Annotated in this window: 8 protein-coding genes; all 8 read right to left on the reverse strand. The window is 64.6% G+C overall.

All coding sequences use genetic code 11. The annotated features are described in order from the left end of the window. Positions 1 to 62: 62 nt before the first annotated feature. From H3221_RS22150 to H3221_RS22185, 8 genes are read right to left on the reverse strand one after another with little or no spacing between them, the layout of a single operon-like run. Complete coding sequence (locus tag H3221_RS22150) at positions 63 to 299, reverse strand: hypothetical protein (protein WP_196475900.1); 237 nt, start codon at positions 297 to 299, stop codon at positions 63 to 65. Further along, positions 299 to 2,056, reverse strand: a complete 1,758-nt coding sequence (locus H3221_RS22155) for a hypothetical protein (RefSeq protein WP_224490743.1) — start codon at positions 2,054 to 2,056, stop codon at positions 299 to 301. The genes H3221_RS22150 and H3221_RS22155 overlap by 1 nt, the downstream gene beginning before the upstream one ends. Further along, positions 2,056 to 2,835 (reverse strand): hypothetical protein, encoded by a 780-nt coding sequence (locus tag H3221_RS22160; RefSeq protein WP_196475901.1) that lies wholly within the window; start codon positions 2,833 to 2,835, stop codon positions 2,056 to 2,058. The genes H3221_RS22155 and H3221_RS22160 overlap by 1 nt, the downstream gene beginning before the upstream one ends. After that, positions 2,832 to 3,830: a hypothetical protein gene (locus H3221_RS22165; RefSeq protein WP_196475902.1), complete on the reverse strand. Its 999-nt coding sequence runs from the start codon at positions 3,828 to 3,830 to the stop codon at positions 2,832 to 2,834. Before H3221_RS22165 ends, H3221_RS22160 begins: the two co-directional genes overlap by 4 nt. Next, positions 3,830 to 7,411: a hypothetical protein gene (locus tag H3221_RS22170; RefSeq protein ID WP_196475903.1), complete on the reverse strand. Its 3,582-nt coding sequence runs from the start codon at positions 7,409 to 7,411 to the stop codon at positions 3,830 to 3,832. Before H3221_RS22170 ends, H3221_RS22165 begins: the two co-directional genes overlap by 1 nt. A gap of 44 nt (positions 7,412 to 7,455) precedes the next feature. Beyond that, positions 7,456 to 7,905, reverse strand: a complete 450-nt coding sequence (locus H3221_RS22175; RefSeq protein ID WP_263482869.1) for a hypothetical protein — start codon at positions 7,903 to 7,905, stop codon at positions 7,456 to 7,458. Further along, positions 7,905 to 11,336 (reverse strand): phage tail length tape measure family protein, encoded by a 3,432-nt coding sequence (locus H3221_RS22180; protein WP_196475904.1) that lies wholly within the window; start codon positions 11,334 to 11,336, stop codon positions 7,905 to 7,907. Before H3221_RS22180 ends, H3221_RS22175 begins: the two co-directional genes overlap by 1 nt. 56 nt (positions 11,337 to 11,392) lie before the next feature. Then, the gene (locus tag H3221_RS22185; protein WP_196475905.1) at positions 11,393 to 12,175 is read right to left on the reverse strand and encodes a hypothetical protein; all 783 of its coding nucleotides are present in this window, start codon (positions 12,173 to 12,175) and stop codon (positions 11,393 to 11,395) included. Positions 12,176 to 12,187 lie beyond the last annotated feature (12 nt).

Here is a 12,187-nt window from a genome sequence, read left to right on the forward strand (position 1 = left end):
ACTCACCAATCGAGAACGCCGAGGCTATTAAAGATTCGAGACGAGCGCCACTATTAAGCCACCTAAACATCCACATCAAAATGCGGCAGATCCGGCGCCGGGCCGCTGATCGTGCCGTCGGCAATGTAGGCCTTGCTGTTCACCGGCACGTCGACACCGCGAACGGTGACGCGTGTACCGGTGCGCAGCTCTACCTCACTCAGGCCCGCCGAGGTGTTGATGCTGCGGACGATGGCAACCGTGCGCACACCGCCAGGTAGCAGGCCGATGAAGCGTTTCCAGGGATTGATCGTTGCCATCAGTGGTGCCGCTCCAGTCTGATCTGTTGCCGTACGCGTACCGCTCCGGTGCCCTCGGCGCTGATGTCCACGCCCAGGCACAGGCCAACCCACGGGCCGGATTCCTCGGGCACGCGGTACAGGTTCGCCGGCAGGATCAGCCCCACCCCATGGTCATCAGCAAACGGGAACAGCGGGATCGTCACGCTGACAATCTCAATGTTGCCGCCCTTGCTCAGTTCGTGGGTGCCGCGCGCTTGATTGGCCGGCTGGTCGGTCAGCCAGTCCTCGAACACGTCGGGCGTTGGGTTGTCACCAGCCGTGCCGGCACGGCGCACGAGCATCGAGCAGCCGACCGAGGTGCCGCTGGTGTAGCAGGCATTCCAAGCAGGTTGCGGGGTCCACTCCCCGCCCAGATCCGTCATCATGGCGGGCGGAATCACGCGCGTGATCGGCGCGTCGACGTCATTCCACTGCCAGGGTGGCAGCGGGTAACGCGGCACGATGTCGAGGTGATCACTATCGCGGGCCGGCAGCACCACGCCGCCAACCGTTTCGGCCAGCCTGGCGATAACCTGCATCGCCGTCTGGCTCTGATAGCTCAGCGCGCCGGCCGGAAAGGTCCAGTCCGTTGCCGCCCAACTCAGTGTAAAGCCAGTGTTCAGCAGCTCGGCTTCGGCCGCCTGGGCGGCGTTGATCTGCGCCGCGTTCAACCCGCTGCGCAACGGCGCGTAGGGCGCGGCCAGCAACTGGCCACGGGTCGCGCCCGCGATGGTGTAGGCCTCGGCCGGGAACTGGCGCTTGCGGCTGTAGCGCTCAACCAGCACCACCCACTTCCAGCCGTTCACATCCAGCTCCAGCTCGCCAGCGCCCTCGGCATCCGGCTGCACCAGCTCCAGCGCCGCGCGGGTGAAGATGTCTGCGCTAAACGTCCAGCTGAAGCTGTCCGCATCCAGCCCGACCTTGATGTTCTTCGCCTCGATAGGCGTGCGGCTCGGCAGCGCCACGAGGTTGACGGTGTTCGCAATCATGTAGGTATCCAGAATGGTTGGATCTGGCGGCGGCTCCGGCAGCGGTTTGACCGGGCCGGGGTAGTCGACGTAGGGCAGATCGGTCAGCACGCCGTCGACCTGGCGGGCCTTGCCCCAAGGCAGCGTGCGTCCCAGGTTCAGCCGGCGCGCTGACTGCCAGCGCACGCGGGTGCGGCGCATGTCGGTCGGCTGAATCGCAGGCGTCGCCGGCACATAGCGGAAGTCAAAGAACACCTCTGGCGACGTGCTGGGGAAGTACGGCCGGCCGCCGAACTCGAACACCAGCCAGTTCGGGCCGGGCACGTAGAGGCTGTCCTGCAGGGCTGTTTCGGCATTGAAGCGCGGGCCGAACTCATTGACCCGCCGATGCCCCGCCGCGATGGCGAGATCCTTGCGCGCTGGCTTGGGGTTGTAGATCAGTCGCAGGCGCAGGTCACGCGGCTTGATGGTGTGATCCCAGCCGCTGGCCACCGCCAAGTCTCTCGCCGGCACCCAGCCCCAGGGCTGGGCGCTGGCTTGTGCATCGAGCCGGCCGGCACCCCCCCAACGAGCGGCCTGCTGTAGATCCCGCGTTGGCACCCGCGCCCAAGGCACAGCTGTTACACGGCGATCCGCAACGCCCGCAATACGCCAACGCGCAGCAGCGCGGCGGTCCACCTGGCGCAGAGCATTCCACGGAATTGCAGACGCAGCGCGGTCGGCCGAGGCCGCACGGCCCCAACCTCCACTGATTGAAACGCTGATCATCAGACTACCTCGACCGGCCCCGGCCCCAGTGCAATCGGCTGAAAGTAGCGACGCGCAACAGCACGCGCAGTGCCCAGGGGCTGCGATGGGTTCTCGCCCACCGCCGCCCACCAGGCGGGCTCAACGGACGGCAGCTGGCCGGCCTCAGTGATCTCATACACCCAGCCGGTGTACTGCGTCGGGCGAATGCGCTGGCCAACCTGCACCGCAAGGTCAGCGACGAACTGCACGCCGTAGTCATCGACCGCCAGCGCATAGACATCGCCCCCGACCACACGCAGATCGATCTCACCAGCACCACCCGGCGTTGGCCCGTAGCCGGCGATTCGCCACTCACCGTCAATGGGCCGCTCCAGCAGCACGACCTCACGGCTGGTCGGCATGCGCTCAACACGCACACGCGCCTCAACCTGAGCCGGTTCGCCGGCTTGGCCACCGTCGCCGCTGGTGATGTTGAACGTGTAAGTGCCGGACTCAGCCAGTGCAAGGTAGGTGGCTCGGGTACGGCGTGGCGGCGTGTTGTCCAACCCGGCAACCAGCCAATCGCCCTGCGCGAGCAGCGTTGCCAGGTCAAAGCGCTGAATGGCCGTGAACTCACCATCCTCAGCTTGAAACACCGCATCAAGCTGACCTACACCCAACCAACCGCGATACACACGAATGCGCTTCAGCCCCGGTGTCACTTCGCCATCCCTGAGCAGCCGAAACCGAATCTCTACGCGTGGCCCCTCACCGTAGGCAGGCACCACGACCCGATGAGGCAGCAGCGCAACAGTCATGGCCAGAACTCCGGGTTGTCCGTCAGCAGCATCGTGACGGCGTTGTAGCCGAAGGCGCGACCAACTAGGTAGGAATGCCCATCACCGAGAGAGAGTACGGTGTTCAAGTTTCGAGTTGTCAGAGCGGGGCCGCCCAGCGCTTGCGAGGCCAAGCTGTTGAAGGCGTAAAGCATGCGAGGATCGAAGGCCAACCCCCGAAGCGTCCTAACCACGCCATTCGCAACCCAGACAGGGGCCGACAACCTCACATCAGGGAACACTACCCCGGCAGGGAAAGCCGAGAAGAGGGCCACGTTGCCAAACGCGCAACCAGGCATCGAAACCGAGATTGCGGCCGCATCAACCAGTAACCCGGTATCCGGGTATTTCAGGGCAGTAAAGCCATCCGAATTGAAGTAACTGGTCGCCGAAGAGACGCTGGCAGTCGCCAGGTTAAGCCCACCGATGCAGACGAAGTCTCCCGCCGAGTCCTCCCCACAATAGAGCAGATTGTTCCCCTCGTAAGACTGGCCCTGATTACCAATCAACTCTCCAGTCGTAGAAGAGGAAGAGGGGCTGGGTGAGAAGCAAAACGACTTACTGTCGGCAACCAACGACCACGTAGAACTTGCCGAATAGGACACAAACCCGCGAACACTGATTCGCTGTGGCACGGCGCTATTGGCTGCGGTACCGCTGCGCACCCCGTCCCCCATGATCTTTCCGTCCGCATCTACACCGGTGAAGGTTGCTGCCAGCCAGACGGTAATTGCCGTCAGCCCTGAGCTGTCGCGCTGAAAGCACACGTACCCGCTGTGCGACCCATTGCGCAGCACGAGGGAGTTGGCCGCGTCATGCACCAACTCCCACCCCGCCGCCGGAATCGCACCGTAGCCACTGACCAGGCACGCCTTTAGCACTGTGCGAAACGCATCGAAATGCGCCTGCGCTGTGTTGGTTGGGAAATACGTCAAGGTAGGCGCCCCGGCCTGATCACGGTGATAAACCCTGGCCATCAGTCAGCATCCCCCCGAACCTGCAGTTCGAACTTGTCATCATCGACGGTGCCCTGACCACTGATGACGGTACGGATGCACCACATCGGGCCTAGCGCCGAGTCCGTGTTGAAGCGCACCGCATTGCCAGCCGCCCAGCCGGAGCCCCAGCCCTCACGACGGATCGTGAAGAACGGTTGCCCGGTCAGCGTGTTGATCGGCGCGCAATCCGTGCTGGTGTTGCCGGTGGCGATCACGCCCAGGCGCTCCTCCACCACGTTGAACGCGGTGGAGCTGGTGAACACCAGCGCCCACTTGCCAGCGATGCCGCCCGCGTTGGTGATGATTGGCGGATAGCTCAGCTGGTTGTATTGCGCTGTGGTCGTGTTGCCGATTGGCTCATCGGTCCAGTTCGGCGCGCCTTGGCTCCACGTCTGCTGCGTGAACCAGGTGTGAATCCGCGACTGCAGGTCACCCCACGCCACCGCGCTCGACACCATGGCCTCGCCGGCTGGCAAGTCCCATGGCAGCGGCGCGCTAAACCCCAGCTGGCCGGTAATCTGCACCTCGGTGCACATGGTCATGTGCTCCACGCGGTCACGCACGATCAGCGGCAGGCCGAGTGGGTTGCCCTCCTCATCCTGTAGCACCAGCGGGTTCGCCCAGGTCACGGTGCCCAGCTCGCGATCAGCCGTGAACGAGTCAGCACGCAGCACCGTGCCGGCACCGGCCACCACTTCGATCTCGGCCTGTTGCGCTCGGTCGAGCTGCAGCGTGCTGCCGGCAGTGGGCGAGGCCACCACCGTTTCGGCGGTGTGGTGGATCACCAGCACGTCGCCGTCGCGGTACACCGGCACGCGGCCATCGGCCGGCAGGCGCACCGGGTCAAGACCCAGCAAGCCAGCATCGAGCGGCAGGCGCGTTTGCACCACAGCGTTGTAGCGCAGCAGCAGCGGAATCACGGCGATGTCGCTCGCCCCGGTGTCGTCGTTCGGGTCGGTCGTGAACGTCAGCCGGGTGATGCCGGTAGTGGCATCGACGGTGCCGCGAACAATGCCGGTATTGAACTCACCGTTGAGGTCGCTCGCAGCGGTGATCACCTCGGCGGTATCCGCCCGCACCGCCGTCACCTGCATGCTGCCCGCGCGCAGGGGCGCACCTGGGGTGCGGTACGTTGCAGCGGTCACGCTGAAACCCACCGCTGCCGTCAGACAGGCCAGCACGCTCACCGCGCCCGAGGCGTTGCCGCCGTAGCTGCTGAGCGTGGCGGTACGGTCGGCATAGTTCACCGTCCCCACCGCTACCCCGCCATTGGTGTTACTGGCTACGTCGCGGTACAGGATGCCGGAGCGGTCGCAGTAAAGCCCGCCGTTCCAGCTGAACAGCAGCGAGCCGGGCACGATGGGTTCAGCCACGCCGGGCAGCAGCTCGACAGTGATACCGGGCTGGGCCTGGCTGGCGGTTTGCGGGTCCGTGCTCACGCTGTCGGCCTGGGCCGAGTGCTCGACGGTGCCGCCGAACGATTCGCGCAACTGCACGTTGGTGGTCACCAGCACCGGCTCAGTGGCGCGCGGGAACAGCGGCGAACTCTTACTACGGTTGCTGTAGGTGTATTCCACGTAGTCATACAGCGCCGCCACCTGCAACGTGACCTGGCCGGTGGTGTAGTTGATGCTGCCAGCGCGCCCGGCCTGCCAGCCGCCATTGCCGTTGTCGTTGGCGACGTTGGCAATATCACGGTAGCCGTCGTAGATCGGCAGCACGTTGCCGGCCTCGATCACGCTCCAGTTGACGGCCGGGGCGGCCTGGCGGCGCGTGGTCATCCAGTTGACGCGCACGGACCCCGGCTTGAACGGCGCACCGGGAATGGTGAACGTCGCCATGCCACTGCCATCGCTGGTCACACTGAGCGCACCGCTGTCGACAGAGCCACGCTCCCAGGCGTAGGCAATGCCGCCGCTCGGCGTGGCACTCAGCACCATCACCACTTCGCCCGAGGCATACGCGATGGTGCCGGTGCCGCCCGTGCCAGTCAGGTTGCCCTGGCCGTCGTCGGTGATCTCGCGCACGGTACCGGCCGTGAAGGTGGCCGAGAACGAGCCCGGAAGCACCCCGCCCTCGGGCAGGGTGTAGCGCACCTCCAGCTTGGGCACGACGCTGCCGCCCGAGCGCTCAGTGATGGCGTTGTCGGCCGAGCTGACGTAGCTGTACACCAGCGAGCTGCCGACATCCGGCAGCGCGTTGAGGGTCAGCGATACCGAGCCAGTACCAAACGCAATGGTGCCGGCGCCCTCGCCAGTCAGCAGGCCGTCGCCTTGGTCGCGCAGCTCGTACCATTTGCCCAGGGCCATGAAACTGACGCTGAGCGTGCCAGCACGCGGCACGGCGCCGGAGAGGTTCAGGGTGTAGACATAGCCACGGTTACCCAGGGTGATTTCCAGCTCACCGGTAATGGTGTCGCCGGTTGCCACCGCACCCGGGCGGTACGCGCCCGTGGCCGAGCCGGTGAAGCTGGTGCCGGTGCGGATCAGCGTCACTTCGCCGGTCTGATAATCCACCCGGCCGGAACTGAGCCAGTTGCTGCCACTCACGTAGCGCAGGCCGCCCTTGCTGTCGTCGGCATAGGTGCCGCTGTTAACGGTGATGGTCAGCGTGCCAGGCGCGCAGCCGGTGCCGAGGAAGGTGCGGGACTCACCCGCCACAGCGCCGGCAGCAACGGTCAGCGTGACAGCGCGCGACGGCCCGGCCGGCACGTAGATCTGCCGCTGATAGCCGCCCAGCACGTCAACCAGTGCCGATTCTTTCGTGGTGCTCGGCACAAGCTGGCTGTAGACCGACTGCACCTTCAGGTTCAGCGCGCCGGCTGCAACCGCTTCGGCCAGCGGGCTGATGCTGTAATAGCGCGCAGCGTCCGCCACCTGAGTGGACAGCACACGCGCCTTGGCGGCGCCGCTCAACGCCGTGCCCGAGGTGCCGGCAGGCGTGACCTGGCCGCCAGGGAACTCACTCAGCAGCGGCGCGCTGATCTGCAGGTCGAGCCGGCGCCGGGTGAAGTTGACGAAGTTGCCGTTGCCGTAGTCGAAGGTGAACTGCTCCAGCGCGCTATCCACGCCGGTCAGGCGCACGTACTGCGAGGCACTGGCGGTGACGAGCTGGAACACTTCGCCAATCTCAGGCACGCGCTGCTCCTCGCGTTGCACGCAGGCGATGGCGCGTTGGCCAGCCAGCTGAGTGCCCAGCAGCTCGAACTGCGCGGTGGTCGCGGCCGCCACGTAGCTCTCGATGGCGTTCTGCGCATCGCGGCGCTCGTCGATCTGGCTGCCGGTGTTGAACAGCAGCACGCTCACGCGCGGGTCAGCCGGCGACTTGGTGACGATGGCGTGAGCGCCCAGGTAGGCGTCAGCGTTCTGCGTCATCGGCCCGCCGAACAGCTTGCGCAGGTTGATGCGGCCGGTGGTGCGGTCGAGCCGGCTGATGTCGGGGAACACATTGTTGACCTCACCGTCCACCACGGCATTGCCGGTGGCGCGGCCGCCGCCGTCGTTCTCGTCGGTCAGGCGCTGGCTTTTCAGCAGCTTTACGTCAGTTGCGGCAATGGTCATGCCATCAATCTCCAGGCAACAAAAAGCCCGCACGGGGCGGGCTGTCAGGGTTCGGGGTCAGGTTCCGGCTCGGGGTCGGGAGGCGGTGGCGCTACGGTGATCAGGCGTAGGGTGAGCTGGTAGAGCCAGTCAGGACCAGGCGCGACAGTGCGGTGCACCGGCACGGCTTGCACGACTGGCCCCGCGACGCGGTTCCACGTCACATAGTGCTGCTCACCACTCGGCAGCGTGAGCAGGTGCGCAGCACCGCGCACGCTGGCCATGGCCTCCAGAGCACGCACGGTGGCCAGCGGGAACCAGGCACCGCCATTGCTCGCCAGGGTGATCGGGCGCCCGTACAGCTTGACGCCCTCCTGCACGATCAGCGCCCCGGTGAGCGAGCGTTCCTGATCCTGCTCGATGGCGTTCCAGTCCCATTCGTCCACCCATTCCATTTGCTCGCCGCCCAGCGCCGGATCGGCAGCCAGGTCGAGGCCGTCAAGGGTCAGTTGCATTACAGGCTCCTCAAGCCGGCTTGTTCGAGAATGCTCAGCAGGTTGGTTTCGGCGGCGTCACCGCTCACCGACACATCGACTGCAGGGCGCCCCGGTATCTCCAGGCGGATGATCTTGCTCGGCGATTGCGCTGCCTGCTGTGCAGCCGGCTGGGTGGCCTGCTGCGCTTCCATGCGCTTCTTCTGTTCCTCGGCCTGCCTGGCCTGGGCGCTCTCGGCCTCGATCTGCCGCAGCAAACCCAGGGCACGGTTGGCGTTGGCCACAGCCTGGGCGTCACCGCCTGCCTGCGCCTCGGCGGCCTGGGCCTGCAGCTCGCGCTGGCGAGCTGCGAACCGGCGACGCTCGATGTCGTCTTGCCGGCCCTGCAGCCCGTCCAGCTCGTCCTGCAGGCTCTCCAGCGTCGAGCGGGTGGATTGCCCCATCTGCTGCATACGCTGGTTGGCGGCATCGATAGCCGACTCCAGCCCGCTCAGGTCAGAGCCATCGAGCAGGCTCAGCGCCTGCTTCATGCTGTTGGCCCGGTTCACGAACTGCTGCGTGGTGATCGAGCCGCGCTCATAGTCACGCATCAGATCCTGCAGACTGGCCTTCTGCGACAGAAAAGCCTGTTGCGTCTGCAGGCTGGCCTGCTGAGTTTCCGCCATCCAGCGGGCCAGGCTGCTCTGCATCGGCAACGCTAGCGCCGCGCGCACGTCACCCAACGCCTTGGATACCGACTCCAGGCTGGTGCGTGTGGACTCCAGGCTGCTGGTGTCGATGCTCGGCGCCGCAGTGGTGAGGCCGCGCATACGGTCGTACAGCTCCAGCGCGGCCCGGCTCAGCGCCGCCACCGGCTCGCGCGCACGGCTCATGACACCGCTGAAGAAGCCCTCCATGTCGGCCATGTCGCGCTGCGCGTCGCTGGACTCTTTCCGGCGCCGCTGCATTGCTTCATCGCCGGCCTTGCGCTCGGCTTCCATCCGCTTGCCGCTCTCGCGGCGCAGCTGCTCGCTGGTGACGATGGCCTGCTGGTCCGACTTGTTCTTATCGTCTTGGGCTTTCTTGCTGCCCTGCAGGGCCTGGGTCAGTTCCTTTTGGCGTGCGTTGAGTTTGGATAGCTCGGCGTTGTACTGAGCCGCCGTCACCTGCCCGGTGTTGTAGAGACCCTGCAATGCCGTGCGGATGGCGGCGATATCCCGATCCGTCTTGGCATCGCTGATCGCGCGCTGAACGTCAGTCAGGGACTTCAGCTCCCTCCCCACAGCCTTGATGGTGCCCGTCGCCTTTGCGCTCTCGCTTTCCAGCTTGCGGATGGCTTCAGCCGCCGCGTTGTGGCCGTCTTGCCACTGCTGCAGCGTGATGGTGCCGGCATCGTATTCCGCCTTTAGCCGAGCCTGTTCCTTGCGCAACTGCTCCAGCTCGGTGGTGGTGCGCTTGGCATCGTCGGCGACAGTAACGAAACCGCGTTTCTGCCCTAGCGCTTCCATCGCCGCGCCGAGTTCCTCGGTGGTCAGCTTGGAGTCAGCCAGCGCCTTTTCGATCTCGGCAAGATCGGCGGCGGTTTCGGAAAAGCTGATCGCCGCCAGCGCCTGCTCGAGCGTGGTGATGTTCGAGCGAAAGAACGAGGCGATATCCTCGCCCGTCTTCTGCATCGACTTGCGGGTGTCCTCGGCCGCCTTCGCTGCAGCTCGGGCCTGGCGGTCGGCACTACCCTCTGCCGCTTCGGCCACGCTGTTCCAGGTGGCAGCGATATCGCGGCCATCCTGGGCGACCTGACCGGCTAGCAGCTGCATCATGCTGAGCGCCGTATCACGCGCGCTTTCCAGCCCCGCAACGATCTTTTGCCCACCAAAGGCATCGGGAATCGCGCGGGCAACCAATGCCATGCCAGAGAGCGAGGCCGTGATAAGACCCGTGAAGGCCACGCCGATGGCCGAAATACCACCCGTGACCACGTTCACCAGCACCCGGAATGGCGCGGTGATCATGGTGATCCAGCGGCCGGCAGTGTCGAGCTTCTCGCCGAAGTCATCGAGCCAGCGGCTAGCGTCGCTGGTCAGCGTGCTGAAATCGATGTCTAGCAACTTCTTGGCGAACTCTTCGGCCCGCTCAGCCGCATCAATGAATGCCGTGCTGAGCGCCTCTGCCAGCCGGTCAAGCCGCCCATCGTTGGCCATTTCATCGAGAGTGTCAGCCACTTCGAGCAGCTTGCGCTGCATAAAGTCGAATGCACCCGAGTTCGCGACGCGGCTGGCGAAATCGCCTATACGATCGGTCAGCCCCTTCCACAGGCCTGCCGCCGTGTTCATTCGCGCCGCCGCTGCCGAGCCGCCATAGGCCTCGGTCAGCATGTCCATGATGATGGCCTGGGCCTCGGCTGTTCTGCCCGTCGCCTCCAGCTGTTTCAGCAAGCGCTTCTGATCATCCTCCAGCTTGAAGCCTTGCCGGCCCAACGCCGCCATCGCCTGAGATGGCGATTGCAGGGCACGCCCGACGATCTCGGCAGACTGCTCAACGCTGATACCGAGGCGCTGCTGCTGGTCGATGATGATCTGCAGCGCGCGCGGGAACTCTTTCGCGGCAACATCCGTGTAGGACAGCAGGCGAGCCTGCGCCGACTGCACTTGCTCGGCGGTGAGCATCGAGCTGGCCTCGAAGGCATCTGCCATATCCAGCAGTTGCTTCGAGGTGAACTCAGCCTGGCGCCCGGTGGACGCCAGCGTGGCTTCGAGCTGGGCCAGCGCCTGCTGTTTGTCGGAGCCATCCAAGGCTACCGCACGAATACCACGCGCAAGCAGGCGCATGCCGCCCTGCACCAGGCCAATGGCAGCATTGACCGAGAGGTATGCCGCTACGAAGGCGCCGGCTTTCTTCGCACCGCTGGACAGCATATCGCCCAGGTTTTCCTGGCTTGAGGCATGCTCGGCTGCAGTGCGTGCGGCCTTGGCCTGCTCCCGCTGTGCCTCCTTCAGCTTGGCGTTGTTCTCATCCAGCGCCTTGCGGGCCTTGTCCACCTCGCCGGCCAGGCGCTGTTGTTCATCGCTCAGACCATCGGTATTCACCCCCGCTGCCTTCGCCGCCTTCTCGGCATCGGCCAGTTGCTGGGTCAGCGCGTTCAGCTGCCGCCGGCTGCGGCTAGCTTCGCGCTCGGCATCCTTCAGGGACTGCTGCAGGCCCGCCGCTTCAGGGGTTTTGCTCAATGCGTCGCGCAGGTCAGTCACCTGCTTCTCGGCGTCGCCAAGGTTGCGCTTGGCCACCTCGACGGCTCGCTGGGTTTGCTCCAACGCTTTGGCCAGCCCCTGGGCTTCCTTGGCGTTATCCAGCGCCTGGCCGAGCTGCTCGCTGGCTTCCTTCAGGCTGTTCAGCGCCTCCTCGGACTTTTTCGCCTCGGGCGAAAGCTCATCCTTGCCGCGCAGTACAAACTGAATCAGGCGCTCTTTCAGGCTGGCCATACTTTTCTCCAGGCAACAAAAAACCCGCCGAAGCGGGTTTCTCAGTTGATTCGTTACTAGAACTCTTGGATCTCGCCCCCTTTAAACAGGGCCTTCTTGGGGCGAAAGTCGACAGATAGCCGCCCCTGTTCCATATCGTTGAACCTTACGTGGTCAGCCATAAACTTGTTGTAGCGGACAGTGAAACCCCGATTTATTTCCCCTCCCACAGGAAAGTAACCATCCACAACCACCGATGCCCTGAAAACCTCATTGCCAAGCACGTCAGTGAATACCGCAGTGCCGTCGAAGGCGTTCACCTCACGCCCGGTGTTGTTTCTGAAAGCGAGACCGAAAGCCATCTGATCTTGATCGTGTCCGTCAGCCCTGGATAAGAAACCTTTATCCCTGATGGTCGCCGAGATCGGTCTAATCACAGGTACAGCTGCCGGCTGCTCAGTCACCCGGTTATCGGCTGGAGGCAGCGAACTACTGACAAGTGGGTTAGCGGTACCGCCAAGAAGGCCAAGGGTTATGCCCCATACCACAGCACAAATGGCAGCAACGATGATGAACGCGGGGATGGACGCAAAAACCCACTTGACCATGAAAACGACCATGGACCAGAAGCGCATTTGAATATCCACCACCACGACAGGCTGTGCGGCAACAGGTGCGGTATGCCCCTTGATCTGGCGCGCCTGCTTAACAACGTCAGCAGCCGGAGCGACTTCCAACGCAGCAGCTGCCTTCTGTTTAGCTGCCAGCGCTTTCGCATAGAAGGCACCACATGACGGGCATTTCAACGGGTCGCCAAACTCGGCCTGCGGCGCTTCATGGTTACATGCTGGGCATTGCATTTTGGGTTCCCT

The organism is Pseudomonas chaetocerotis, from assembly GCF_015712105.2.
Taxonomy (GTDB): Bacteria; Pseudomonadota; Gammaproteobacteria; order Pseudomonadales; family Pseudomonadaceae; genus Aquipseudomonas; species Aquipseudomonas chaetocerotis.

What these genes read in the sequence shown, in the direction of transcription:
- H3221_RS22150 (WP_196475900.1), bottom strand. Translation starts at nt 299, where the DNA reads ATGGCAACGATCAATCCCTGGAAACGCTTCATCGGCCTGCTACCTGGC.
- H3221_RS22155 (WP_224490743.1), bottom strand. Translation starts at nt 2,056, where the DNA reads ATGATCAGCGTTTCAATCAGTGGAGGTTGGGGCCGTGCGGCCTCGGCC.
- H3221_RS22160 (WP_196475901.1), bottom strand. Translation starts at nt 2,835, where the DNA reads ATGACTGTTGCGCTGCTGCCTCATCGGGTCGTGGTGCCTGCCTACGGT.
- H3221_RS22165 (WP_196475902.1), bottom strand. Translation starts at nt 3,830, where the DNA reads ATGGCCAGGGTTTATCACCGTGATCAGGCCGGGGCGCCTACCTTGACG.
- H3221_RS22170 (WP_196475903.1), bottom strand. Translation starts at nt 7,411, where the DNA reads ATGACCATTGCCGCAACTGACGTAAAGCTGCTGAAAAGCCAGCGCCTG.
- H3221_RS22175 (WP_263482869.1), bottom strand. Translation starts at nt 7,905, where the DNA reads ATGCAACTGACCCTTGACGGCCTCGACCTGGCTGCCGATCCGGCGCTG.
- H3221_RS22180 (WP_196475904.1), bottom strand. Translation starts at nt 11,336, where the DNA reads ATGGCCAGCCTGAAAGAGCGCCTGATTCAGTTTGTACTGCGCGGCAAG.
- H3221_RS22185 (WP_196475905.1), bottom strand. Translation starts at nt 12,175, where the DNA reads ATGCAATGCCCAGCATGTAACCATGAAGCGCCGCAGGCCGAGTTTGGC.